Genomic DNA, 23488 nt, shown 5'->3' with positions numbered 1-23488 from the left:
CTTCTTCTCGATGGAAATATCCCCGCCGGAGGCTTCCGTCAGGCCTCACACGCGCATCGGCATGACCACATAGACCGCCGAAGTGTCGCCACCTTCGCGCATCAGGGTCGGATCGCCCGAGGAGTTGAACAGGAAGACGGCATTTTCGCGATCGACCTGGCTCGCGATCTCGAGCAGGTATTTCGCGTTGAAACCGATCTCCAGCGGCTCGTCGGCATAGGCCACGACCAGCTCTTCTTCCGCGGCACCGGCATCGGGTGCGTTGACCGAAAGTACCAGCTTGTCGGCTTCCAGAGCCAGTTTCACCGCGCGCGACCGTTCCGACGAGACGGTCGCCACACGGTCCACCGCTTTTGCGAATTCCGATGCGTCGACTTCCAGCTGGCGGGTGTTCCCGGTCGGGATGACGCGGGTGTAATCGGGGAAGGTGCCGTCGATGACCTTCGAGGTCAGCGTGATCACCGGGGTCGCGAAACGGACCTTGGTTTCCGAGACCGAGACCGCGATTTCCTGATCGTCGTCCTCCAGCAGCTTGCGCAGCTCGTTCACCGTTTTGCGGGGCACGATCACGCCGGGCATACCCGAGGCGCCTTCGGGCAGGCCGGAATCGATACGCGCCAGACGGTGACCGTCGGTGGCGACGCAGCGCAGCACCTGACCGTCTTCGCCGGTCGCGATATGCATGTAGACGCCGTTGAGGTAATAGCGGGTCTCTTCAGTTGAGATCGCGAATTTCGACTTGTCGAACAGGCGCTTGAGCACCCCGGCCTTGGCCGTGAAATTCGCGGTGTATTCCGAAGAAGCCATCACCGGGAAGTCTTCCTTCGGCAGCGTGGCGAGGTTGAAGCTCGACCGACCGGCCTGCACGTTCAGACGCCCGGCAGCCGGGTCGTCCGAGATCGAGACCAGCGCGCCATCGGGCAGCTTGCGCACGATTTCATGCAGCATGACCGCCGAGACCGTCGTAGCCCCGGCCTGTTCGACCTGCGCGGGCGCCTTGTCGACCACCTCGATATCGAGGTCGGTCGCGCGGAACTGGACAGTGTCGCCTTCGGCTTCGATCAGCACGTTAGCAAGGATCGGGATCGTGTTGCGGCGTTCCACAACGGATTGCGCTTGCGAGACGGCCTTGAGCAGCGCGGCGCGTTCGATGCTGAATTTCATGTCGATCCCTCACGACTTTCCGGGGCTGGCAAGGTAGCACCTCGCGCCACCGGCACAACGGTTTTCGCAGACATTCGGTCGCTTTGTCCGGAGCGTCAAGCCCAGCGGGCCAGATCAGCTTTCAAGGAGGCGGCGGAGCAACTCGATATCTTCGGCGAGCTGCGAATCCGTGCCGCGCAGTTCCTCGATCTTGCGGATGCCGTGCATGATCGTGGTGTGATCGCGCCCGCCGAAGCGGCGCCCGATATCGGGAAGCGAGCGGGTGGTCAGCGATTTCGCGAGGAACATCGCCACCTGGCGCGGACGAGCGATGGCGCGCAGGCGCTTGGGCCCCACGAGATCGGAGAGACGGACGTTGTAATGCTCCGCCACCTTGCGCTGGATTTCTTCGACGGTGACCTTGCGCTCGGACTGACGCAGCTGGTCCTTGAGGCATTCCTGCGCCAGATCCATCGTGATCTCGCGCCCGATCAGCGAGGCATAGGCGAAGAGGCGGGTCAGCGCGCCTTCGAGGATACGCACGTTCGAGGTGATCCGGTGTGCCACGAATTCCAGAACGCCGGGGGCGATCTGCAGGTCGGGATACTGAACCTTGTAGGCTTCGGTCTTGGTCTGAAGAATACCGAGGCGCAGTTCGTAATCGGTCGGGTGCAGGTCGACGACGAGACCGCAGGACAGGCGCGACTTGATGCGCTCTTCGAGGTCCTTGATCTCGCCCGGGGCACGATCCGCCGAGATGACGATCTGTTTGCCCTGATCCACGAGCGCGTTGAACGTGTGGAAGAACTCTTCCTGCGTGGAATCTTTCCCGGCGATGAACTGCACATCGTCGACCATCAGAACGTCGATCGAGCGGAACATCTCCTTGAAGTCCATGATCTGCTTTTCGCGCAGCGCCTGCACGAAGCGATACATGAACTGCTCGGCCGACAGGTAGAGCACGCGCAGATCCGGACGCTGATGCTGCAGGTCATGCGCGATCGCATGCATCAGGTGGGTCTTACCAAGCCCGACGCCGCCATAGAGGAACAGCGGGTTGAACGTGACCGGGCCACCTTCGGCAACGCGCTTGGCGGCGGCATGGGCCAGTTCGTTCGGCTTGCCGACGACGAAGCTGTCGAAGGTGAAGCGCGAATCTAGCGGCGCGCCGGGAAGCGGCTCGTCGGGACGCGGGGTCTTGCGGAGCTTGGCGGCTGCAGCGGGAGCCGGGGCAGGGGCCGGAACCGCAGGGCGGGTCGCGCCATTCGCCGTGCCGTTCATCGGACGACGGGCCGGGACCGAGATGTCGACGCGCTCTGCAGAGATGCCCGCCCGACGCAGTTCGCTCAGGATCGGTTCCGCAAAGTTGCGCGAGACCCAGTCGCACATGAATTTCGTCGGTGCTTGGAATGAGGCGATGCCGTCCTCGAGGTCGATCAGCTCGAGCGGAGCGATCCAGGTCGTGTAGTTGTTTTGCCCAACAGCTTTTTGAAGCTCATTGCAGACCTGCCCCCAAGTTTCGTCCGTCATTTTTCCGCCCATCGCCAAACACAAATAAGTTGCGTCTTCGTCCCTTGGGATTGCGGCAAGCCCGGCTGGCAGCTCGGCCTCGATTACAAACAGACACGACCTACCTGCCGGGATTGAAACCCGGTTTCAGGCAGAGTTGCCGAAAGTGAGGAGTTGGACCCCCTCGAGAATCGGAATCGCATTTCGCTGGTCGCCAACAGGCTTTTTCATTTGTCGTGGCAGACTTATTTGCCCCCGACGGCCAGATAAATGCGTCATGTCCCCCAAGGCGACGTGAATCGCAGGTAGAAGCTAGCAAGCTGGCGAGCCAGCAGGCAACCGACCTTTGCGCTTGACGTGAGATTCCCCGAAACGAATCTGAGGGGGCTGCGCAAAACTGCAACAGTTTCGTGTCAAGGCACTGATTGTCCAAGAAAAAACGCGCCCACCAAATAGGCGGACGCGTTTTTTCTCAAGGAATCCAGCGTATTCCGGAGCCGGCTCGGCGCCGGGGCGCAGATCAGGCGTTGAGAGCCTTCACGCGCGACGCAAGGCGCGAGACTTTGCGCGATGCGGTGTTCTTGTGCAGAACGCCCTTGGTGACGCCGCGAGCCAGCTCGGGCTGGGCAGCGCGCAGAGCGTTGGTCGCCGCTTCGTAGTCGCCCGAAGCGATCGCTTCTTCGACTTTGCGGATGAAGGTACGGATGCGCGAACGACGAGCTTTGTTGACGTCTTGGCGGCGCTCGTTCTGACGGGCGCGTTTCTTGGACTGGGGCGTGTTAGCCATGTGTATCTTCCCACTTTCCGGGTCTGTTCAAATCTTTCAATCGCACGACAGACCCCGGGCTCCAGCGAACCTAGATGATTCTAGCCTAAGCGGGCTCCACGCGCATGTGAGGCGGCCTCATAAGGCAAATTGCGCAAAAGGGAAAGGGAATAATGAAAAGCGGGGCCGAAGCCCCGCCATCTGGTGTCGTGCGAGCGGCCCGAAAGGGCTCACTTGTCGCGGAATTGAGGCTCGCGCTTTTCGAGGAAGGCAGCCATGCCCTCTTTCTGGTCGTCGGTGGCGAAGAGCCCGTGGAACAGACGACGCTCGAACAGGATGCCTTCGTTCATCGTCGTCTCGTAGGAGCGGTTCACCGCTTCTTTCGCGGCGCGAGTCGCAAGCATCGACTTCTCGGCGATCTTCTGCGCCGCAGCCATAGTCTCGGGGATCAGCTTGGCATTCGGGACGACCCGGCTGACAAGTCCCGACCGTTCGGCCTCGCCGGCATCCATGAAGCGGCCCGTGAGGTGCATGTCCATCGCCTTGGACTTGCCCACGAAGCGCGTCAGGCGCTGGGTGCCGCCGATCCCGGCGATCACGCCGAGATTGATCTCGGGCTGGCCGAACTTGGCGTTCTCCGCGCAGATGATGAAATCGCACATCATCGCCAATTCGCAACCGCCGCCGAGCGCGTAGCCCGCCACTGCAGCGATGATCGGTTTGCGGATGCGGTTGATGGCATCCGCTTCCTTGCCGAAGAAATCGCTCGTGAACATGTCCACGAAGCTCTTTTCCGACATTTCCTTGATGTCTGCGCCAGCCGCGAAGGCCTTTTCCGAACCGGTGATGACGATGCAACGCACCTTGTCATTCTCTTCCGCCGATTTCAGCGCCTCGGCCAGTTCCCCCAGCAATTGGGAGTTCAGGGCGTTCAGTGCGTCGGGGCGGTTGAGCCGGATCAGGGCAACGTAATCCTCGATCTCGACGATCAGGGTCTGGTAGGCCATTTCGGTCTTGCCTTTCCTTGTCTCTGAACGGGACTCCTAGCAGAGCGTCAAATCAGATCAAGCGTCTTGTGATGCCGGAGCGCTGCGTCATTTCTGGCAGGCCGGGCAGAAAAAGGTGGATCGTCCGGATTGAACGATGCGCCGGATCGGCGTGCCGCACGTGCTACAGGGGGCGTCCTCGCGGTCGTAGACATGGAAGCTGTGCTGGAAATATCCCAGTTCCCCATCCGCTTGCCGATGGTCGCGCAGAGACGACCCTCCCGCCGAGATCGCCTCGGTCAGCACCTCGCGGATGATCGGCACCAGCGAGGCGATGCGTGCGTTCGAAATCCGCTTCGCCTGACGGCGCGGGTCGATACCTGCCCGGTGCAGCACCTCGCAGACATAGATGTTGCCCAGACCCGCCACGACATGCTGATCGAGCAGCGCAGACTTGATCGGGGTCGCGCGGCGTTTGAGCGCCTCGACCAGATAGTCTTCGTGGAAGTCGTTGCCGAAGGGCTCGGGGCCCAGGCCCGCCAAAAGCCAATGCGCCTGCTCGCGCTCGGTCAGCACCAGATCCATCGCCCCGAAGCGACGCGCGTCATTGAAGGTCACACGTCCGCCACCCGCCATGTGCAAAACAACGTGATCGTGTTTCGCAGGCGCGGGATGTTCGAGGTGAAAATCGCCAAGCGCCACGCCCGAGACCAGCATGCGGCCCGACATCCCGAGGTGGATCAGCAGGCTTTCTCCGCTGTCGAGATCCGCGAGGATGTATTTCGACCGTCGCCGCAGACGGTCCACGCGGGCCCCCTGCAACCGCTCGGCCATCCGCTCGGGCAGGGGCCAGCGCAGGTCGGGCCGATTGACTTCGGCACGTTCGATCCGATGGCCTTCCATGGCCGGGACCAACCCGCGACGAACCGTCTCGACCTCGGGCAATTCGGGCATACTTCCTCCTCATCGCATTGTCTTGGGGCAAAGGGCCCCTATAAGAAGGGGGTGAAATGAGGATCGGCAAGGGCCCATGAGCGCAGAGCAATCAAAGACCACGCATTTCGGTTTTCAGACCGTGGACGAAGATGCCAAGGCAGGCATGGTTCACGGCGTGTTTTCGCGAGTGGCATCGAAATACGACATCATGAACGACCTGATGAGCATGGGCATCCACCGCGTCTGGAAGGACGCGATGATGGATTGGCTCGCGCCGCGACCGGGTCAAAAGTTGCTCGACGTGGCGGGCGGGACCGGCGACGTGTCCTTCCGCTTCTTGAAACGCGCAGGCTCGGGCCACGCGACGGTCTGTGACATGACCGAATCGATGCTGATCGAGGGCCGCAAGCGCGCCGAGGCCGAAAGCATGGCCGACAGTCTCGACTGGGTGGTCGGCGATGCGATGGCGCTGCCCTTCGCGGATAATTCCTTCGACGTCTACACGATCTCTTTCGGCATCCGGAACGTGACGCGGATCGCGGATGCGCTCTCGGAGGCCTATCGGGTGCTCAAGCCTGGTGGACGGATCATGGTGCTCGAATTCAGCCAGATCCCGAATGAACTGATGCAGAAGGCCTATGATCTCTACTCCTTCAACGTGATCCCGAAGATGGGCGAAATCGTCGCGAATGACCGCGACAGCTACCAGTACCTGGTGGAATCGATCCGCAAGTTCCCCTCGCAGGAGACCTTCGCGCAGATGATCCGTGAAGCCGGGTTCGACAATGTCTCCTACCGGAATCTGTCGATGGGAATCGCGGCGCTGCACTCGGGCTGGAAACTTTAACCGATGCGCGGACCCCACAACATCTGGCGCCTGATCCGGACGGGCGCGACCTTCATCCGCACGGGTGCGATGCATCAGGCGCTTGAGGCGATGGATGCGCCGCCGCGGCTGCGCGCCGTGGCCTATGCGATCAGCGCGCCCTTCGCGTGGCTTGGCTACAAGGGCGATCCGGAGCTACCGCCGGTCACGCGCGCGATCACCGCGCTGGGCCCGGCCTACATCAAGTTCGGTCAGGTCCTCTCGACGCGGCCGGACGTGGTCGGCGCCGAATTGGCCGATCAGCTGCGCGTGCTGCAGGACAAGCTGCCGCCCTTCGAGACCTCGATCGCCAAGCGTATGGTCGAAGACGAACTGGGCGCGCCCGCCGATCAGCTGTTCATCGAGTTTTCCGAGCCCGTCGCCGCCGCTTCGATCGCGCAGGTCCATTCCGCGCGCCGTGCGGACACGGGTGAACGGGTCGCGGTGAAGGTATTGCGCCCGGGGATCGAGCGCGCTTTCCGTCGCGATCTCGACGCCTTCCATTTCGCCGCCGCGATGATCGAGCGGATTTCGCCCGCGTCGCGGCGCTTGCGCCCGAGCGAGGTAATCAAACACTTCGAATCCGTGGTTCTGGGCGAGTTGGATCTGCGTCTGGAGGCGGCTTCGGCTTCGCAATTCGGCGCCAATACGGTAGGTGATGCGGGCTTCCTAGTGCCGCAGCCGGTCTGGAACCTCTCGGCCAAGCGGGTGATGGTGCTTGACTGGGCGGAAGGTCTGCCGATGGGCGACCCGACGGGTCTGCGCGATGCGGGACATGACGTGGCCGCCATCGGCGAGCGCGTGTTGCAACTGTTCCTTAGCCATGCTCTGCGCGACGGGTTTTTCCATGCCGACATGCATCATGGCAATCTCAAGGTGGCTGGGAACGGGGATATCCTTGCCTATGATTTCGGGATCATGGGGCAGATCGACGAATATACCCGCCGGGTCTATGCCGAGATACTCATGGGCTTCATCCAGCGCGACTACAAGCGTGTGGCCGAGGTGCATTTCGAGGCTGGTTACGTCCCCGCCGATCGCGATGTCGACGAGTTCGCTCTGGCGCTGCGCGCCGTGGGCGAGCCGATCTTCGGGATGGACGCCGCCCATATCTCGATGGCGCGGCTTTTGGCCTATCTCTTCGAGGTGACGGAGCGCTTCGGGATGCAGACCCAGACGCAGTTGATCCTGCTGCAGCGCACGATGGTCGTTGTTGAAGGCGTGGCGCGTTCGCTCCACCCGTCCATCAACATGTGGGAAGTCGCGAAGCCGGTCGTGGAGAAATACATTCGCGAAAGCCTCGGTCCGCGTGCCATCGCGAATGATCTGCGCAAGACGGTGCAGGTTCTGGGTCGCTTCGGGCCGCAACTTCCTGACCTCGTGAAGGCGGCGATCCGCAAGCAGACCGAACCGACACCGTCCCCGGTGACGGTGACCCGCTGGCGCTACGCGGCACTGATCTCAGCCGGGACGGCCCTTCTGCTGCTTGGCGTCGTCCTGGGCGAGCTGCTTTAACCCTCCCGCAGCGCGCTGACCGTATCGGCGGGAACTTTGGCCCCGCCTTCGAGCGTCAACATCGCGCCGTTAGCGCCTGCTTGCACCTCGACCACCCGGCTATAGGCCGCGACCGGATCGGTGCCGATCAGATTGCCCGCCGCGTAGCTTTGCAGCGAGAAGCGGTATTGCCCAGCCCCTAGCGATTGGCCCGCCTCGTTGGTTCCGTCCCACGCATAGCTTTCGAGCGTAGGCGAAATCAGCTTCTTCGCGACCTGTTCCTCGGTCGAATCCGTGATCACCAGAACGGCTGCGTCGGCCCCCGATTGCGCCGCGGGCGCAAGGTCGATCGGCGTCGAGCCGTCGAAGTAACTCGGTGCTTCCGCGCGGGCCTGCATTCCGACCCAGCTCGCCAGTTCGCTCAAACCGCCAAGTCCAATCTGGCCTGACAGAGCGATCAGCAGATCGTTGGTCTTTACCTGTTGCTCGACGCTGGAGAATGTCGCGAGTTGCACCGCGAAATCGGCGCTTTCGATCGGGTTGAGCGGATCCTGATTTTTCATCTGGGCGGTGAGCATCGTCAGGAAGGTTTCGAAATCCGAACTGAGCGCCGATGGGGCTTTTGCATCGCCACTGTTCGCTGCGGCCGTGGCGGCGACGTTGGGGGTCGTCGGGGTTACGGGGGAAGTGGTGGTGGTCATGATGATCTCCTACATGCGCAGGTCGAGCCCGCCTCGGGGTGGGGCTAGGCGGGTGGCGGGGCGCGGATTGGGGTCAATCGGCGTCTCAACGTGGGCGACGCCCGGGCCAGTGCCTGACCTGTCGAATATTTCGGGCCGCCGCTGGGGGCGCTCCTCGCGCTGGCTGAACTGAAAATCGAGCGTGCCATAACCCAAGTCGCGTATTTCGCGCGCGAAAGTATCGATATGGCGGCGCATGAGGTCGAGTGTTTCGGCGCGATCGGCCTGTATCGCGACCGTCATGCCATGCTGGCTTGCATGGAGGATCATGCGCACGTGGCCCAATTCTTTCGGCGAAAGCGCAATTTCCACTGGCCGATCGGGCATCCGCTGCAGTGAAATACCAATCTGATGCGCTATTGACTGCGCGATAGAAGCCGGGGCGGGCTGCGGCGCTGAACTTGTCGGCGCCGCCCCGCCTGTCCCCGCAGCCTGTGGTGCGCTGTACGCGGCTGAGGTTTCGGGCGTCTCAGCCGTACTGAACCGCGCTCTGGGCAACTCGGACCTCTCCGTGTCCCCCTGCGCCGCCCGAAGCGCATCTGTCCCCAGATAGATAGCCTGAGCATGGCTCATGCGAGCAGTCGGGGCATGGGCCGCAACGTCCATGGGTAGAATATCAGGATCCACCCGGACCGAAGGTTCGCGCGCCTCGGCTTTGTCATTCTTGGACATATCGCTTGGTGTGCTGAAAAGGCGCGCTGTGTTGAACTGTGGTTGTGGCGGCGGCTGCCAGCGGGTAGAGGCCCGCGCAATTTCTGCGTCGACTGGCGGAGCTTTGGCCGCCAAAGCGTAGTGAGGGTCTGATGCTTTCCCGCTCTGCACTACTTTTGCGGACACAGCGACCGTTTCGACCGTTTCCAAGGATGCGCTCCGCCGCACTGTGATCCCCGCAGCTCCCGCGCTTGGAGGCATAGCGTCGGCTGCCTCGGTGCTTGTGGCCGGTTTTGACGTGAAAACCGGCGTCGCGGCTTCGTGGTCGCCTCTGTTCGGGGATGCTTGCGCCGGCGCTGCCTCTGGCCCATGGCGGATTACAGCCCGGATCGCTTCCCCGTTCGCTTTCGCTGCGGTGTTACTCCGCCCCTGAAAAAACGGTTCTGCGGATAGAGATGGCGCCTGAGTCCCGGTTTCTGCAGGAGGCGCGTGCGCGGACCGCGCCGTCTCCTCGGTCTCCGCGGGCAAAGTTTCCGGCGAGGCACGGGAACGGAGAGGCTTTGTGCCTCCCGTGTCCCTTTTCCTGTGACGCTTTGATGCAACATGCTCAGCTACTGGCTGCTCATTCTCGGGGGCGGGTGCGAGCGACTCGTTCACGTCGAAGGTTGTTTTCGGGGCATGCTCGGCACTGTGAACGACCACACTATCGGAAGCAGACGCACCGGTTCTTGCCGGCAATGACACCGCAGATGTTTGCCCGGGATTGGCAGTTCTTTGTTCTCGCGCGTCGCTCGGCACCGCGAGTGGCTTTCGGTTCGACAGTGATCGTGGTGCCAGCCCATCCTGTCTGGAGTCGTTTCTTTGGGGCTCGATATGTGGTTGCATCGTGATTCCGCTCGAAACTGGAGCATAAGTCATCACGTTGCCGGAGGTAGCCTCAGCGACTTTTGCTGCGGCTTTTGTCGGGTGCGTTTCGCTGGACTTGTCTGTCTCGGCGCCGTTCTCTCTCCCTCGAGGGCGCGCGACGCCGTCTCTCGCGGCAACGTTCTTCTCCGTGGGCTTCACGATATCGGTCCCTTTGACCTGGTTTCGTTCGACCGTGGAAGCAGACTGCAGTTGGCGATGGGATTTCTGCGGTCCAAGCAGCACGATGACCTCAGACAAGTCATTTGAAACCGATGCGCGGAGAACGGCACCCTCTCTCTCCTCATGCGCGGACTGATCGTCCTCTGATCCTGCGCCGCTCTCCTTTGATGCGGCCGCGTCCGTATTACGAGCTTCGTCGGTAGTAGGCGCCGCTGCCTCGGCCACGAGCGCGAAATCCCCATTCGGCGCTTCATCCGCCCCGGTATTTACGGTCGCTGACTTGATTTGGCTGCCCAAGCCTTTCGGCATTTCTGGCATCGGAAAGGGAATCATGGTCCTCACGACCTCTGTCTGTGTCGAACCCACTATCGCGGCAGGAACTTACCGATTCTTTACGCCCGACTGGCAGAGTGCAGAAAATTATCCGCAATTGGAGAGTTCAATGCTTCGCCCGACCATGTCACCAGGGCCGCGTGCCCCGGTCCTTTCGCCGCAAGACGCCAAACTTTTCGCGAGAGCCAAGGCGTTCGAAGCTGGTTTCCTTTCGGAAATGTTGAAAGAGGCCGGACTGCAGGCTGACGACGGCGCTTTCGGCGGCGGCATCGGGGAAGCGCAATTCGCATCTTTCTTAAGAGTCGAACAGTCGAAGGCCATGGTCGACGCGGGGGGGATCGGCCTTGCCGAAGTCATCTTCGAATCGCTCAAGAACGGAGGACAGGATGCCTGAAACGAATGCCGCGGAAGAGCTCATCTCGCTACTGCGCCTCGAACGAGAAGCAATCCGGTCGGCGGAGTTCTCCGACCTCATTGCCTTGAGCGACCGAAAGGAGCGCGCGATGGCCGCGCTGACGAAGCCTGATCGCGGCAGGGTCGAGCAGATTCAGGCGCTTGCCCGCGAGAATCAGGTGCTGCTGGCCTCTGCTCTGGAAGGAGTGCGCGCTGCGCAGGCCCGTCTCAAGGTAATTGTGGCGGCGGCGAAAGGCTTCGATTCCTATGACCGAGAAGGGCGTCCGCAGTCTATTCGCCGCGGTAGTGCGGATTTCGAGCGGCGTGCATAAGCTGTTAATCATGAAAGACATTTCTCAAGAGTTTAGGGACAGGATTTAGCAGGTTGTTAGCCTTTGCTCGGCCATTGTGGCGCCGCATCCAAGCGATGGCGCGCTTCAAAGCTCACGAGGCGCATTGGTCAGAAAGCCATGAGCGCCGCGTCGAACACGCGGCTTTGCAACCGAGTGACGCAAAGCGTCGACATTAGAAGGATAAATCATGTCCAGCATTCTGACGAATACCGGCGCCATGATCGCGCTGCAGACCCTGAAAGGGATCAATTCCGGCCTCGCCACCACCCAATCTGAAATCTCGACCGGCAAATCGGTTGGCTCGGCGAAAGACAACGCGGCCGTATGGGCGATTTCGAAGGTCATGGAGTCCGACGTAAAAAGCTTCTCTGGCATTTCGGATAGCCTCGCGCTGGGGGAATCGACTGTCGCGGTGGCCCGTAAGGCCGCCGAAACCGTGACTGACCTGCTGACCGATATGAAAAGCAAGATCGTCGCGGCACAGGAGTCGAATGTCGACCGCGACAAGATTCAGACGGATATCGACGCACTTCAGGAGCAACTGACGTCGGTCGTCGGGGCGGCGCAGTTCAATGGCCTGAACCTGGTCGATGGCTCCTCGGCTGCGACCGTTAAAGTGCTGTCGTCGCTCGACCGCGCCTCGGACGGCACCGTTTCCGCGAGCCATATCGACGTCACCGCCCAAAACCTCTCTGTCGGCAGTTACTCTGCGAAAGCGGCCTTCACCGGTTCGGCCGGGGTGTCTACCGATAAGGATACCGCCGCCACGACTCTCGCCAAGGCTGATACGACGGGCGTCAAAGTCTTTCTCGATGACACGGTTACCTGGGCCGCGGGCGATAGCGTGAAGGTCAGCCTCGGAGATCAAACGGTCAGCTACACGCTCTCCGAAGCGGATGCGGCGCAGACCGGCACTGCACGCACCGACTTGATCGCCGCTGGACTGAAATCGGCGATCGACGCGCTGGGCATCGCCAACCTGCAAGTCGACTTCACCGCCGGTGTGAGCACCACCAGCGACTCGACCCTGACCTTCAAGAATGATGGCGGCGCCGATCTGGCCGGCGATCTGACGATCGTGTCGCAATTCCTCAATGCGGGCTCAGGCGGTCTCGCCGCGGTCGCATCGATTGACGTGACCACTGACGCGGGGGCGACCGCTGCGCTCACCAATATCGAGACGCTGATCCAGACGGCAACCGATGCGGCTTCTTCCTTCGGTTCGGTCGAGGGCCGGATCGGCACGCAAGCCGACTTTATCTCCAGCCTCAGCGACTCGCTCAAGGCCGGTATCGGGTCGATGGTAGACGCGGATATGGAAGAGGCCTCGGCACGGCTTCAGGCTCTGCAAACTCAGCAACAGCTAGGTATCCAGGCGCTCTCGATCGCCAATCAGCAGCCCCAGAACATCCTTTCGCTGTTCCGTTAAAGTTCGGGTAGGGGCGCCTGATCCGGCGCCCCCGCTTCCCTCATGCCCTCCGCACATGATCAGTTTCAGTCACCGGAAGGATTTCCCGTGTACGCGACGACTTTGGCCAAAACGGCCTATTCCAATCCGAGCCAGCCGATGCGCACACCGCGCGGTCTCGAATTCGAGCTATTTGCCCGCATCACGCGTCGCCTTAAACAGGTGTCATCGCAGGACGTGCCCTTTGCCGCGCTGGCAGAAGCGATCTTCGAAAACCGCCGCCTCTGGACCGCGCTCGCGGCGGATGTGGCGGATCCCGAGAATGGCTTGCCGCAGGACCTCCGCGCGCGCATTTTCTTTCTAAACGAGTTCACGCAGGCGCATAGCCGCCTCGTCCTTTCGGAAAAGCGTTCGGTCGATGTTTTGATCGACGTGAACACCGCAATCATGCGCGGGTTGCGGCAAGAAGGGATCAAACAATGAGCGGCCTCGTGCTTAAACTCGCCCCAAAGGAGAGAGTGCTGATTAATGGCGCGGTTATCGAAAACGGAGATCGCCGATCGCGGCTCGCGATCATGACGCCGAACGCAAATATCCTGCGGCTGCGCGACGCGATCCATCCGGAAGAGGTGAACACGCCTGTCCGGCGCGTGTGCTATATCGCGCAGCTCGTGCTGTCGGGGGACACCGACCCCGAAGAGGCAAGGATGCAGTTGCTTCGGGGAATCGAACAACTCAGCCAAGTTCTCAAGGATCACGATAGCCGGGCGCAGCTGAATGCGGCCACGCTCGCCGTGATCGAGAACCAGCATTACCAAGCGCTGAAGGCGCTACGGACGCTTCTCCCACGGGAGGAACGTCTCCTCGCCGCGGGCGCGTCATGACTTATCAACCCGTTATTCCCTTTTCCGGGTTCGCGGGGTGGCGGTTTCTCTCGCGCACGATGGAAACGCAGAAGGCGGCTTTCGCGGCGTCATCGGAAAACCAGCGTCTTGATCGCTATTTCCGTGAGACGATCGGAAGCATCGATACGGCACAGGAACTGGTCGATGACCGGCGCCTTTTGAGCGTGGCGCTGGGCGCGTTCGGTCTCGATGCGGATATCGACAACAAGTACTTCATCCGCAAAGTACTCGAAGAGGGGTCTTTGGATCGCACGGCGCTTGCCAATAAGCTGTCGGATAAAAGCTATCTCGCACTGACCAAGGCATTCGGTTTTGGAGATTTCGCTATTCCGCGCACCAAGCTCTCGACATTCGCGGATGAGATCCTGAACCAATTCGAGAGCCGGGAATTCGAAGTCGCGGTCGGCGGGGTCGACAACGACATGCGCATGGCGATGTCCCTTCAGCGTGAACTGCCCGCACTCGCGGCAAGGGACCTGTCCGAGCCTGCGAAATGGTACACGATTATCGGATCGCCCGCTTTGAGCCGGGTCTTCCAGACCGCGCTCAACCTGCCGCCGAGTGTCGGCGCTTTGGATGTCGAGCAGCAGCGCGACATCTACATGTCCAAGGCGCAACGCGTCTACGGCACCTCCGATCCGGCTGAACTCGCCGCGCCGGAGAAGCTGGCTGCCCTGACGCGGGACTATCTACTGCGCGCGCAGCTTTCGAACATGGCCAGCGTCTCTCCGCAGAATGTCGCGCTCAGCCTGTTGCGGAACACAGGGACGCAGGGCCTGTCCCTTCGACTCTAGGCTTTAGGGGAACTGCGCTGCACGGCGCAGCTCGCCCGTTTTTAGGCCGCGCCAATTGGTGATTGGCCCGGTCAATCTGCGATGCACCACGGGCGCGTTGGCATCGAGCGCACCAAGGCGGATCAGCAGCGCGATTATCGCCGCTTCCGAGGCCCGGGTTGCGCCATCAGTGATTTTCAGGGCGACGCCGCGCTTCTGATCCGGAAGCATGGCGACGTAGACGCCTTCCGCACCGGTTTTGACGGCGACACGCCCGTTCGCCTCGCGCATGATTTCGGTGCAGGCGCGCCCTTCGCCCGCGACCATTTCAGGATACTCCATCATCGCGTCGACCAGTCGGGCGGCAGCGCGCGCCCGCAGATCGCCGTCCGGTTTCGCCGACGCGAAGAATTGCATCGCACGCGCGAGGCCAGCGAGGCTGGTCGCGAAATTCGGGGCCGAGCATCCGTCGATCCCATAGCGCGGAGAGCTCTCTTCGGTGACCTCTTCAAAGGCGGATTTCACGGCGCGCTGCACCGGGTGATCGATATCGATATAGTCCGGCCCGCCGCCCAGATGCCGGTTCAGCGTCAGGAAGCCGGCATGTTTGCCCGAGCAATTGTTATGTGCTTGGCAAGGCGCGTCGTCCGCGCAGATCAGATGTTTCTTCTCGGCCTTGTCGCGCGGCAGATGGGCCCCGCAGCGCAGATCATCGTCCTTCATCCCGAGCGTCGCGAGCCAGTCTTCGACTGCGGCGCGGTGCATGCGAGCGCCGGAATGGCTCGCGCAGGACAGGGCCAACTGGGAAGTGGTCAGGCCAGCGGCCTCCGCCGCCCCGCTTTCCAGCAGCGGCAAAGCCTGAATCATCTTCACGGACGATCTCGGAAAAATTACTGTTTCGGGATCGCCCCAAGCCGCTTCGATGCCCTCGGGGCCGAAGATCACTGCATGGCCATGATGGACGGATTCACACATCCCTCCGCGCCATAGCTCAATCATTGCCTCGGGTGCCGTCATCGCCTGCCTCCTATGCGCGAAATCTCGCCGTCGCGGGGTTTTCCCCCTAGGCTTTTTAGGGTTAAATGAGTGTTATCGAGAGGAAAACGCATCCGCCACCGAAAAAAGGGTGACCAGCCCGGGCGATGCAGAGGCAACGTGACAGCTGGAGGCTGTAAGCATGATGATGAAGGGTCTGCGGATCGCGGCGGTCGCCGCGCTCATGATCGGGGCGGGGCACGGCGCAATTGCGCAGGAAAGCACCAACCGCGTCGCTGCGAATACCGATTGGAGCGTCTTCGTCGATAACGATCCGAAAGAATGTTGGGGCGTGTCGAAGCCGAAGAAAACGGTCAACACCAAGGCTGGGAAGGTCGTACAGGTGAACCGCGGGGATATCCTGCTCTTCGTGACCTATCGTCCGGGTAAGGCGCCCGAGATTTCCTTCATGGGCGGCTATCCTTTCGCGGATGGCTCGACCGTCGATCTGGAAGTCGGGGGGCAGAAATACACCCTCTTCACCGACGGTGGCGGCGCTTGGGCCGGATCGCCGGAAGAGGACGCGAAGATCATCGCCGCCCTCAAGGCTGGCGCAGACGTGAAACTGACCGGTCGTTCGAGCCGCGGCACCCAGACCGAGGACACGTTCTCGCTGATGGGCTTCACCGCCGCGACCGACGAAGCCGAGCAGCGCTGCAAGTGAGCGACCCTCGCGCCTGACATTGGAGCCCCGGCCATGCGCCGGGGTTTTCGCGTTCGAGCCAAAAGCGCGACGCCCCCTGTTAATGCAGGGGCGAATCCCCTATATGAGGCGCCTCATTTCAAGGAAACATGCGATGACCCAGTCTCAGGCTCCGATCACGCAAGACGTGCACACGATCCCGCGCAAGCTGCCCGAAGGCGGCAAGGTGAATCTCATCGGCCTCACCCGTGACCAGCTGCGCGCGGCGCTGATCGAGGCGGGCACGCCCGAGAAGCAGGCGAAGATGCGCGTCGGCCAGATCTGGCAGTGGATCTATTACTGGGGTGTGCGCGATTTCGCGGCGATGACCAACCTCGCCAAGGATTACCGCGCGATGCTGGCCGAGACGTTCGAGATTACCCTGCCCGAGATCGTCTCGAAGCAGGTCTCCGAGGACGGCACGCGGAAATACCTTCTGAAGATCGCGGGCGGCCACGAAGTCGAGGCGGTCTACATCCCCGAGGAAAGCCGCGGCACGCTGTGCATCTCGAGCCAGGTGGGCTGCACGCTGACCTGTTCGTTCTGCCACACCGGCACGCAGAAACTCGTGCGCAACCTGACGCCCGGCGAGATCGTCGGCCAGGTCATGCTCGCACGCGACGATCTGGGCGAATGGCCCGAGAAGAACAGCCCGAAGAACGAGACCCGTCTGGTGTCGAACGTCGTTCTGATGGGCATGGGCGAGCCGCTTTACAACTTCGAGAATGTCCGCGACGCGATGAAGGTCGTGATGGATGGCGAGGGGCTGAGCCTCAGCCGCCGCCGGATCACGCTCTCGACTTCGGGCGTGGTGCCGGAGATCGCGAAGACCGCCGAGGAGATCGGCTGTCTGTTGGCGGTGTCCTTCCACGCCACGACCGACGAAGTGCGCGACAAGCTGGTGCCGATCAACAAGCGCTGGAATATCGAGACGCTGCTGAACGCGCTGCGGGAATATCCGCGCCTGTCGAACTCCGAGCGGATCACGTTCGAATACGTGATGCTCAAGGGGGTGAACGATAGCGACGAGGACGCGCGGCGCCTGGTGAAGCTGATCCGCGGCATCCCCGCGAAGATCAACCTGATCCCGTTCAACGAATGGCCGGGCGCGCCCTACGAGCGCAGCGACTGGAAGCGGATCGAGAGCTTCGCCGACATCATCTACAAGGCGGGCTATGCCTCGCCGATCCGTACGCCGCGCGGCGAGGACATCATGGCCGCCTGCGGTCAGCTGAAATCGGCGACCGAGCGGGCGCGCAAGTCGCGGGCGCAAATTCAGGCGGAGGCGGGTCTTTAAGGAACCCGCTTCGCCGGGTCCGCATTGACGCTGGGTGTGGCTAGTTTCCGGAGACGTCATGACGCGAGAGGCCATCGCCCCGCTGCCAAAGCCCTGCAATGCCGAGGGAAAACCGCGCCGCACCGGCGTGGAGATCGAGTTCGCGGGGCTGACCGAGGCGCGCATCGCGCAGATCGCTGCGCGGGCCCTGGGGGGCGAGGCGCGGCGCAGCGACGGTCAGGACTGGGAAGTCACCGGTACGAAGCTCGGCGATCTGCAGGTCTATCTCGATATCTCGCTGCGCAAACAAGCCGGTGGGACGCTCAAAGAGCTTGGTCTACGCATCGGGCGCGAGGTCATTCCGGTCGAGATCGTGACCGATCCGCTGGACCGCGAAGGGCTCCTGCAGCTATCTGATTTCCTTGACTTGCTGCGCAGCGAGGGCGCGCAAGGAACCGGTCGGTCGCTGCTCTATGGTTTCGGGCTTCACCTAAACCCGGAGATCGCGTCCAGCAACGCAGAGGACATCGTCCGCCCTCTACTGGCCTTCGCGCTGATCGAGGAGTGGATGCGGGAGACATGGCCGATCGAGGCGACCCGCGAAGTGCTGCCCTTCACCGCCCCTTACCCCAAGAAGCTGATCGAAGATTTGGCGCGGCTCGGCCCGGATGCCGCGCTCGACGCGGTGATCCTGGCTTATCGCAAGCACACGCTGTCGCGGAACCACGGGCTCGACATGCTTCCGATCTTCTGCGAACTGCGACCCGACCTGATCGCGCCGGAAGAAGGGAAGGGTGGCACCGTTTCGCCGCGTCCCGCCTTCCATTTCCGGCTGCCCGATTGCCGCATCGACGATGAGACATGGTCGCTCGATAACGAATGGAAGCGCTGGTGGTTCGTGGAGACGCTCGCGGCAGACCCTGAACTGCTGGGTCTGATGTGTCGCGAATGGTTGACGGCGAAAACCGAATTTCATCTGCTGGGTGGGAAATGGCTCGAAACCTGCGAGAAAATTCTGAGGCTTGCCGGGCATAAATGAAGCCTCTGATCGGCATATCGACCTCGCGTCGCACCGGGTGGCGGGTCTATCCTTTCATCGCCTTCGGCGTCTGGCTTGCGGGCGGGCGTTCGGTGCGCTGGGTCGCGGGCAAACGCGCCGAGGTGCGCCATGTCGATGGCGTCATCGTGGGCGGGGGCGACGACATCTCTCCAGAGCTGTATGGCGGCGATCTGATCGCGAGCGCGGTCCTCGATCCGGCGCGCGACGAGTTGGAGAAATGTCTGGTCGAGGAGGCGATGGCGCAGGGAAAGCCGGTGCTGGGGATCTGCCGCGGCGCACAGATGATCAACGTGGCGCTCGGCGGTGATCTGCATCAGGACGCCTACGACCATTACAACGCGCGCAAACACACGACGCTCTTGCCGAAAAAGGATGTGCGGATCGAACCCGGCACCCGCCTCGGTGCGCTGGCCGGGTTGGAGCCGATGCGGGTCAACGCGCTCCACAGTCAGGCGGTGGATCGGTTGGGCGATGGCCTGCGGGTCGCGGCGCGCGACGGCTCGGGCATGGTGCAGGCGGTGGAGCGGATCGAGGAACCTTTCGCCCTCGGCGTTCAGTGGCACCCGGAATACCTGACCTATGCGCACCGGCAACGGGCGCTGTTTCGGGCGCTGGTGGCGGCCGCGCGCGCCGGTGTCGAACATCGCGCGCAGCTTCCCGAGGTCAGCGCCGAGGCGAAGGCCTGAGCCCACGCCTCAGCAGTTGTCGTAATCCCAGCCGTCGATGATCGCGACTGCCTCTTTTGCGGTCTCTACGAAGCTGACGAGCTCGAGATCTTCGGGCGAGATCGTCCCGGCCTCGGCCAGCCGATCCCAGTTGATGATCTCTTCCCAGAATTTTCGCCCGAACAGGATGAAGGGGATCTTCGACATCCGCCCCGTCTGGATCAGCGTCAGCGCCTCGAACATCTCGTCGAGCGTGCCGAAGCCGCCGGGGAAAACGCAGACGGCGCGGGCGCGCATCAGGAAATGCATCTTCCGGATCGCGAAATAGTGGAAGTTGAACGTCAGATCGGGCGTCACGAATTCGTTGGGCGCCTGCTCGTGCGGCAGCACGATATTGAGGCCGATGGACTGTCCGCCCGCTTCATGCGCGCCGCGGTTGCCTGCCTCCATCACGCCGGGGCCACCGCCGGTGCAGATCACGTTCTCCCGGCCATATTCCTGCATCGAACGCTCCGTCATCGCGCGGGCGAAGCTGCGGGCCTCCTCGTAGTAACCCGACAGTTCCGCGAGATATTCGGTCTTGGCGCTCGCCTTGTTTTCGGGGGCAGGGATGCGTGCGCCGCCGAACATGACGATGGTCGACTCGATGCCGCGCTCGTCCATGATCAGTTGCGGCTTGAGCAATTCGAGCTGCAGCCGAACCGGGCGCAGCTCGTCGCGCAGCATGAAGTCCACGTCCGTATAGGCCAGCCGATAGGCGGGCGCGCGGGTCTGTGGCGTGTCGGGAATGTTCTTTGCGGTCTGCGCGTCTTCCCGCGAGTGGCGGAACGAATGCGTCGTGTCGTCCTTCATAGGGGCACCTGCTCATTGCGCGATTGGCTCTGACCAACTATAGGCTGAACGCTGTAAAGGCCACCTGAAAGAGGATTTGCCCATGTCGAACGCCGCGCTCGAAACTGCAATCGAAGCCGCTTGGGAAGCCCGCGACACGATCACCCCGTCAACCGGCGGTGAGACCCGCGAGGCGATCGAGGACACGCTCAACGCGCTGGATCGCGGCGAGCTGCGTGTGGCCGAAAAGCGCGAGAACGGCGACTGGCATGTGAACCAATGGGCCAAGAAGGCGGTTCTGCTGGGATTCCGCCTGAAGGACATGGAGCAGCAGGATGGCGGCCCGCAGGGCGGTCACTGGTGGGACAAGGTCGACAGCAAGTTCAAGGGCTGGGGCGACAACGAGTGGAAAGCCGGCGGTTTCCGCGCCGTGCCGAACTGCATCGTGCGTAAATCGGCCTACATCGCACCGGGCGTGGTGCTGATGCCCTCTTTCGTGAACCTCGGCGCCTATGTCGACGAGGGCACGATGGTCGATACCTGGGCCACCGTCGGCAGCTGCGCGCAGATCGGCAAGGGCGTTCACCTCTCGGGCGGCGTCGGCATCGGCGGGGTGCTGGAGCCGATGCAGGCCGGCCCGACCATCATCGAAGACAACTGCTTCATCGGCGCGCGCTCGGAAGTCGTCGAAGGCTGCATCGTGCGCGAAGGCTCGGTTCTGGGCATGGGCGTCTATATCGGCAAGTCGACCAAGATCGTTGATCGGGAGACCGGCGACGTGATGTATGGCGAAGTGCCGCCCTATTCGGTCGTCGTGTCGGGCTCGATGCCGTCCAAGAACGGCATCAACCTCTACTGCGCGGTGATCGTGAAGCGCGTCGACGCACAAACCCGGTCGAAGACCGGCATCAACGAGCTGCTGCGTGACTGACAAGCCGGAAAAGCCGAAGAAGAAACCCTCGCGCCAGCAGGTCTTCACCCTGCTGGTCGAGGTCGGTCGCTCGCCCAATGACGGTCTGCCGAAAGGCGCGTCCGGGGCGGGGCTGCTCTGCTACGCATCGGGCGTGGACGAGGCAGAGGCCGTGCGCGAGACCGTGGCGATCCTCAAGCAGGCAGAGATGGCGCCGCTTGACGTCACGGGTTACGGGACGCTCGCGGAGCGCGAGAAACAGGGGCACGAGATCGACGACGCTGAACGTGAATTGATGCAACGGGCGCTCGACGAGAACTCCGTGATAATCGCCCAGATGGAGCCGTTTTTCGGCAACGACAAGAAGCCGCTGCAGTAAGCCATAGAGTGTCTTTTGACGCCCGTTGAAACCTCACGAACCGTTGATACAGTGGTTCAAAGGGCAAAACAGCGAGCAGGCAACATGGCAATTCCGGGCAAGATTATCCCACTGACATTCATGGCGTTTTCCGCGCTCTCGGCCTGTGCGGGGCCTCCCGAATCCTCGCCCCGGCCGCTGGCGCGGGGCAGCGCGCCCGTGGCGGATCCGATCCCGCCGACGGACGCCGCAACGGAAGCGCGTTTCGAGTCCTGGCTCGCGGGCTTCAAATCACGCGCGCTGGCGAACGGCATCACCGAGTACACCTGGAACCGCGCGATGGCCGACGTGCGCTACAATCCCAAGGTGATCGAACGCGACCGCTACCAATCGGAATTCACCAAGTCGATCTGGGACTACCTCGACAGCGCGGTCTCGGCTGAGCGCGTCGCCACCGGCAAGCAGATGCTGCGCCAATATGGCCCGCAGCTGGATGCGATCGAACGCAAATACGGGGTCGACAAGGAAGTCGTCGTCGCGATCTGGGGCATGGAGAGCCGTTACGGAGCCTATCGTGGGAAGACGGCGATCATCCCGGCGCTCGCGACGCTGGCCTATGACGGGCGACGCGGCGAGTTCTTCGCCAAGCAGCTGATCGCCGCGCTCAAGATCATCCAGTCCGGCGACGTGGATGCGCGGCACATGACCGGCTCCTGGGCCGGGGCAATGGGCCACACGCAGTTCATCCCGACCTCCTATCTGTCCTATGCGGTTGATTTCACCGGCGATGGTCGGCGCGATATCTGGTCGGAAGATCCAACCGATGCCCTGGCCTCGACGGCGGCCTATCTGGCGCGCTCGGGCTGGTCGAAGGGGCAGCCGTGGGGCGTGGAGGTCATCTTGCCCTCTGGCTTCGACTACGGCCTCACTGGCAAGGGCACGAAGAAGAGCCCTGCCGATTGGGCGGCGCTTGGCGTGCGCTCGGCCACGGGCGGCACGGTGCCGAATTATGGCTCGGCGTCGATCCTCGTGCCCGCAGGCGCGAAGGGACCGGCCTTCATGATCTTCGGCAACTTCCGCGCCATCTCGCGCTACAACTCCGCCGACAGCTACGTGATCGGCGTCGGGCATCTGTCGGATCGTCTGAAAGGGAAGGGGCCCTTCGTGCAGGATTGGCCCCGCACGGGCAAGCCGCTCAATTCGAAGCAGAAGGTCGAGCTGCAGGAGAGGTTGACCGCGGCGGGCTTCGATACGGACGGGACCGACGGCAAGATCGGTGCGAATACGTCGAAGGCGATCGTGGCCTTCCAGAAGTCGCGCGGTCTGCCGCCCGATGGCTACGCCACGCTGGAGCTGCTGCAGGTGCTGCGCGGTTCGTGAATTGCTAGGCGTAAAGTTCAGGGGCGCGGGGGGTTACCTCCGCGCCTCTTGCTTTGATATCTGCACGGCGAGAATGCCGCCTGCGATCACCAGCACGCCAAGCGCGTCGTGCCAGTCGACATGCTCGCCCAGCACAGCCCAGGCGATGGCGACGCCGAAGACCGGCGTGAGGAAGTGGAACGTCGCCGCGCGCACCGCGCCGATGCGGCCCACGAGGCGGAACCACACCCAGGTCGCCATCAGGCCTGGCACGATCACCGTGTAGGTGAAGGCCAGCGCCAGTTTCGGCGTGACGGTCACGTCCAGATGCTCGGTGAAGGCGGAGACCACGGCGAGGCTCACGGAACCCACCAGCATCTGCAGCCCGACGATCATCAAGACGCCGCCGCCGCCGCCGCTCGCGCCGCGCACGGTCAGCGTGGCCACTGCCAGCGCCAAGGCGCCCGCGACGCAAAGACCCAGCCCGAACGGATCGATCCCGCCTTGCAGCCGCGCCCCCATGATGATGCCAACGCCCGCGAAACCCGCGATCAGCCCGGCGATACCGAGGAGCGGAATCCGGTCGCGGAAGACGATCCATCCGAGCGCGCCGACGATCAGCGGCATGGTCGAGGCGATGATCGCGGCGACCGAGGCTTCGACCGTCGTCATCGCGACCCAGTTAAACCCCAGGTAGAGCGCGTTTTGACAAATACCGAAAATGATCGTGGCGCGCCATTGGGCCCGGCTCAGCCTCCAGCTTTGCCCGAAGGCCAGCGCAAGCGCGATGCCGATCCCGCCGGACAGGGCGAACCGCAACGCCAGCGCCGCAAGGGGCGGCGCCTCCGCCACGATGATATGCGTGGACGTGAAAGCCGAAGACCACATCAGGGCAAAGGCGAGCCCCATTCCGATCGCGCGCAGATCCATCTTTCCTCCGGGCCTGAAAAAGGGCGCCCCGATTGCTCGCG

Annotated in this window: 25 protein-coding genes; 15 read left to right on the top strand and 10 right to left on the bottom strand. The window is 62.6% G+C overall.

Features of this window, described 5'->3' with window-relative positions:
• Positions 1 to 45 precede the first annotated feature (45 nt).
• From dnaN to mutM, 5 genes are all read right to left on the bottom strand, one after another.
• A complete protein-coding gene (gene dnaN, locus B6V75_RS17695; protein ID WP_078521612.1) occupies positions 46 to 1164 on the bottom strand; it encodes a DNA polymerase III subunit beta in 1119 nt (372 codons plus the stop codon).
• A 114-nt stretch (positions 1165 to 1278) separates the two neighbouring features.
• A complete protein-coding gene (dnaA, locus tag B6V75_RS17690) occupies positions 1279 to 2673 on the bottom strand; it encodes a chromosomal replication initiator protein DnaA (protein ID WP_088720565.1) in 1395 nt (464 codons plus the stop codon).
• Positions 2674 to 3172: 499 nt separating this feature from the next.
• Complete coding sequence (gene rpsT, locus B6V75_RS17685) at positions 3173 to 3439, bottom strand: 30S ribosomal protein S20 (protein ID WP_075776775.1); 267 nt, start codon at positions 3437 to 3439, stop codon at positions 3173 to 3175.
• A 209-nt stretch (positions 3440 to 3648) separates the two neighbouring features.
• Positions 3649 to 4425, bottom strand: a complete 777-nt coding sequence (locus B6V75_RS17680) for an enoyl-CoA hydratase (RefSeq protein ID WP_075776776.1) — start codon at positions 4423 to 4425, stop codon at positions 3649 to 3651.
• 87 nt (positions 4426 to 4512) lie between these two features.
• Positions 4513 to 5358, bottom strand: a complete 846-nt coding sequence (gene mutM / locus B6V75_RS17675; RefSeq protein WP_088720556.1) for a bifunctional DNA-formamidopyrimidine glycosylase/DNA-(apurinic or apyrimidinic site) lyase — start codon at positions 5356 to 5358, stop codon at positions 4513 to 4515.
• Positions 5359 to 5434: 76 nt separating this feature from the next.
• Here mutM and ubiE point away from each other — a divergent pair, with 76 nt between their 5' ends.
• The gene (ubiE, locus tag B6V75_RS17670) at positions 5435 to 6187 is read left to right on the top strand and encodes a bifunctional demethylmenaquinone methyltransferase/2-methoxy-6-polyprenyl-1,4-benzoquinol methylase UbiE (RefSeq protein WP_075776778.1); all 753 of its coding nucleotides are present in this window, start codon (positions 5435 to 5437) and stop codon (positions 6185 to 6187) included.
• A 3-nt stretch (positions 6188 to 6190) separates the two neighbouring features.
• Complete coding sequence (ubiB, locus tag B6V75_RS17665) at positions 6191 to 7720, top strand: 2-polyprenylphenol 6-hydroxylase (RefSeq protein ID WP_088720555.1); 1530 nt, start codon at positions 6191 to 6193, stop codon at positions 7718 to 7720.
• Here ubiB and B6V75_RS17660 read toward each other — a convergent pair.
• Positions 7717 to 8400, bottom strand: coding sequence for a flagellar hook capping FlgD N-terminal domain-containing protein (locus B6V75_RS17660; protein WP_088720554.1), 684 nt, complete (start codon positions 8398 to 8400; stop codon positions 7717 to 7719). The two genes, ubiB and B6V75_RS17660, sit on opposite strands and share 4 nt — an antisense overlap.
• A gap of 9 nt (positions 8401 to 8409) precedes the next feature.
• Positions 8410 to 9300 carry a flagellar hook-length control protein FliK gene (locus B6V75_RS18755; RefSeq protein WP_168174510.1) on the bottom strand — a complete coding sequence of 297 codons (891 nt, stop codon included), beginning with the start codon at positions 9298 to 9300 and terminating at the stop codon, positions 8410 to 8412.
• Positions 9301 to 10633: 1333 nt separating this feature from the next.
• On the opposite strand from B6V75_RS18755, the gene B6V75_RS17650 reads away from it, so the two are divergent.
• The 6 genes from B6V75_RS17650 (at position 10634) to B6V75_RS17625 (ending at position 14362) form a co-directional block, all read left to right on the top strand.
• Positions 10634 to 10903 (top strand): rod-binding protein, encoded by a 270-nt coding sequence (locus tag B6V75_RS17650; RefSeq protein ID WP_206198511.1) that lies wholly within the window; start codon positions 10634 to 10636, stop codon positions 10901 to 10903.
• Entirely contained in the window at positions 10896 to 11234 is a 339-nt protein-coding gene (gene flgN, locus B6V75_RS17645; RefSeq protein ID WP_088720551.1) for a flagellar export chaperone FlgN, read from the top strand. The genes B6V75_RS17650 and flgN overlap by 8 nt, the downstream gene beginning before the upstream one ends.
• Positions 11235 to 11442: 208 nt before the next feature.
• Complete coding sequence (locus tag B6V75_RS17640; RefSeq protein WP_075776784.1) at positions 11443 to 12684, top strand: flagellin; 1242 nt, start codon at positions 11443 to 11445, stop codon at positions 12682 to 12684.
• A gap of 87 nt (positions 12685 to 12771) precedes the next feature.
• The gene (gene flaF, locus B6V75_RS17635) at positions 12772 to 13146 is read left to right on the top strand and encodes a flagellar biosynthesis regulator FlaF (protein ID WP_077701342.1); all 375 of its coding nucleotides are present in this window, start codon (positions 12772 to 12774) and stop codon (positions 13144 to 13146) included.
• Positions 13143 to 13547: a flagellar biosynthesis repressor FlbT gene (gene flbT, locus B6V75_RS17630; RefSeq protein WP_075776786.1), complete on the top strand. Its 405-nt coding sequence runs from the start codon at positions 13143 to 13145 to the stop codon at positions 13545 to 13547. Before flaF ends, flbT begins: the two co-directional genes overlap by 4 nt.
• Positions 13544 to 14362: a DUF1217 domain-containing protein gene (locus B6V75_RS17625; protein WP_088720550.1), complete on the top strand. Its 819-nt coding sequence runs from the start codon at positions 13544 to 13546 to the stop codon at positions 14360 to 14362. Before flbT ends, B6V75_RS17625 begins: the two co-directional genes overlap by 4 nt.
• Before the next feature lie 3 nt (positions 14363 to 14365).
• On the opposite strand, the gene B6V75_RS17620 is transcribed toward B6V75_RS17625, so the two are convergent.
• Positions 14366 to 15358, bottom strand: coding sequence for an asparaginase (locus tag B6V75_RS17620; RefSeq protein WP_088720549.1), 993 nt, complete (start codon positions 15356 to 15358; stop codon positions 14366 to 14368).
• Positions 15359 to 15524: 166 nt separating this feature from the next.
• On the opposite strand from B6V75_RS17620, the gene B6V75_RS17615 reads away from it, so the two are divergent.
• The 4 genes from B6V75_RS17615 (at position 15525) to B6V75_RS17600 (ending at position 19080) form a co-directional block, all read left to right on the top strand.
• Complete coding sequence (locus B6V75_RS17615; protein WP_075776885.1) at positions 15525 to 16040, top strand: invasion associated locus B family protein; 516 nt, start codon at positions 15525 to 15527, stop codon at positions 16038 to 16040.
• A gap of 133 nt (positions 16041 to 16173) precedes the next feature.
• Positions 16174 to 17355, top strand: a complete 1182-nt coding sequence (gene rlmN / locus B6V75_RS17610) for a 23S rRNA (adenine(2503)-C(2))-methyltransferase RlmN (protein ID WP_088720548.1) — start codon at positions 16174 to 16176, stop codon at positions 17353 to 17355.
• 58 nt (positions 17356 to 17413) lie between these two features.
• Entirely contained in the window at positions 17414 to 18373 is a 960-nt protein-coding gene (locus B6V75_RS17605; protein WP_088720547.1) for an amidoligase family protein, read from the top strand.
• Entirely contained in the window at positions 18370 to 19080 is a 711-nt protein-coding gene (locus B6V75_RS17600) for a gamma-glutamyl-gamma-aminobutyrate hydrolase family protein (protein ID WP_075776791.1), read from the top strand. The genes B6V75_RS17605 and B6V75_RS17600 overlap by 4 nt, the downstream gene beginning before the upstream one ends.
• A 9-nt stretch (positions 19081 to 19089) precedes the next feature.
• On the opposite strand, the gene B6V75_RS17595 is transcribed toward B6V75_RS17600, so the two are convergent.
• The gene (locus B6V75_RS17595; protein WP_088720546.1) at positions 19090 to 19911 is read right to left on the bottom strand and encodes an LOG family protein; all 822 of its coding nucleotides are present in this window, start codon (positions 19909 to 19911) and stop codon (positions 19090 to 19092) included.
• Between the two features lie 82 nt (positions 19912 to 19993).
• Here B6V75_RS17595 and dapD point away from each other — a divergent pair, with 82 nt between their 5' ends.
• The 3 genes from dapD to B6V75_RS17580 all read left to right on the top strand — a co-directional run bounded on the left by dapD (position 19994) and on the right by B6V75_RS17580 (position 22538).
• Positions 19994 to 20821: a 2,3,4,5-tetrahydropyridine-2,6-dicarboxylate N-succinyltransferase gene (gene dapD / locus B6V75_RS17590; RefSeq protein ID WP_075776793.1), complete on the top strand. Its 828-nt coding sequence runs from the start codon at positions 19994 to 19996 to the stop codon at positions 20819 to 20821.
• A complete protein-coding gene (locus B6V75_RS17585; protein WP_075776794.1) occupies positions 20814 to 21179 on the top strand; it encodes a hypothetical protein in 366 nt (121 codons plus the stop codon). The genes dapD and B6V75_RS17585 overlap by 8 nt, the downstream gene beginning before the upstream one ends.
• A gap of 84 nt (positions 21180 to 21263) precedes the next feature.
• Positions 21264 to 22538: a lytic murein transglycosylase gene (locus B6V75_RS17580; protein WP_088720545.1), complete on the top strand. Its 1275-nt coding sequence runs from the start codon at positions 21264 to 21266 to the stop codon at positions 22536 to 22538.
• Positions 22539 to 22571: 33 nt separating this feature from the next.
• Here B6V75_RS17580 and B6V75_RS17575 read toward each other — a convergent pair whose 3' ends face one another.
• Positions 22572 to 23447, bottom strand: coding sequence for a DMT family transporter (locus B6V75_RS17575; protein ID WP_075776796.1), 876 nt, complete (start codon positions 23445 to 23447; stop codon positions 22572 to 22574).
• Between the last annotated feature and the right edge of the window lie 41 nt (positions 23448 to 23488).

The sequence above is a fragment of the Thioclava sp. F1Mire-8 genome (genome assembly GCF_002213165.1).
Classification (GTDB): Bacteria; Pseudomonadota; Alphaproteobacteria; order Rhodobacterales; family Rhodobacteraceae; genus Thioclava; species Thioclava nitratireducens.
Note: the sequence above shows the minus strand (reverse complement) of the source record. Positions and strands in the feature narration are given on the sequence as shown.

Coding starts and splice junctions, on each gene's coding strand:
- flbT (WP_075776786.1), top strand. CDS start 13,143: ATGAGCGGCCTCGTGCTTAAACTCGCCCCAAAGGAGAGAGTGCTGATT.
- dnaA (WP_088720565.1), bottom strand. CDS start 2,673: ATGACGGACGAAACTTGGGGGCAGGTCTGCAATGAGCTTCAAAAAGCT.
- B6V75_RS17580 (WP_088720545.1), top strand. CDS start 21,264: ATGGCAATTCCGGGCAAGATTATCCCACTGACATTCATGGCGTTTTCC.
- B6V75_RS17650 (WP_206198511.1), top strand. CDS start 10,634: ATGTCACCAGGGCCGCGTGCCCCGGTCCTTTCGCCGCAAGACGCCAAA.
- ubiB (WP_088720555.1), top strand. CDS start 6,191: ATGCGCGGACCCCACAACATCTGGCGCCTGATCCGGACGGGCGCGACC.
- B6V75_RS17615 (WP_075776885.1), top strand. CDS start 15,525: ATGAAGGGTCTGCGGATCGCGGCGGTCGCCGCGCTCATGATCGGGGCG.
- B6V75_RS17625 (WP_088720550.1), top strand. CDS start 13,544: ATGACTTATCAACCCGTTATTCCCTTTTCCGGGTTCGCGGGGTGGCGG.
- B6V75_RS17600 (WP_075776791.1), top strand. CDS start 18,370: ATGAAGCCTCTGATCGGCATATCGACCTCGCGTCGCACCGGGTGGCGG.
- B6V75_RS17660 (WP_088720554.1), bottom strand. CDS start 8,400: ATGACCACCACCACTTCCCCCGTAACCCCGACGACCCCCAACGTCGCC.
- dnaN (WP_078521612.1), bottom strand. CDS start 1,164: ATGAAATTCAGCATCGAACGCGCCGCGCTGCTCAAGGCCGTCTCGCAA.
- B6V75_RS17640 (WP_075776784.1), top strand. CDS start 11,443: ATGTCCAGCATTCTGACGAATACCGGCGCCATGATCGCGCTGCAGACC.
- rlmN (WP_088720548.1), top strand. CDS start 16,174: ATGACCCAGTCTCAGGCTCCGATCACGCAAGACGTGCACACGATCCCG.
- flgN (WP_088720551.1), top strand. CDS start 10,896: ATGCCTGAAACGAATGCCGCGGAAGAGCTCATCTCGCTACTGCGCCTC.
- B6V75_RS17575 (WP_075776796.1), bottom strand. CDS start 23,447: ATGGATCTGCGCGCGATCGGAATGGGGCTCGCCTTTGCCCTGATGTGG.
- mutM (WP_088720556.1), bottom strand. CDS start 5,358: ATGCCCGAATTGCCCGAGGTCGAGACGGTTCGTCGCGGGTTGGTCCCG.
- B6V75_RS17680 (WP_075776776.1), bottom strand. CDS start 4,425: ATGGCCTACCAGACCCTGATCGTCGAGATCGAGGATTACGTTGCCCTG.
- ubiE (WP_075776778.1), top strand. CDS start 5,435: ATGAGCGCAGAGCAATCAAAGACCACGCATTTCGGTTTTCAGACCGTG.
- B6V75_RS17605 (WP_088720547.1), top strand. CDS start 17,414: ATGACGCGAGAGGCCATCGCCCCGCTGCCAAAGCCCTGCAATGCCGAG.
- dapD (WP_075776793.1), top strand. CDS start 19,994: ATGTCGAACGCCGCGCTCGAAACTGCAATCGAAGCCGCTTGGGAAGCC.
- rpsT (WP_075776775.1), bottom strand. CDS start 3,439: ATGGCTAACACGCCCCAGTCCAAGAAACGCGCCCGTCAGAACGAGCGC.
- B6V75_RS17595 (WP_088720546.1), bottom strand. CDS start 19,911: ATGAAGGACGACACGACGCATTCGTTCCGCCACTCGCGGGAAGACGCG.
- B6V75_RS17620 (WP_088720549.1), bottom strand. CDS start 15,358: ATGACGGCACCCGAGGCAATGATTGAGCTATGGCGCGGAGGGATGTGT.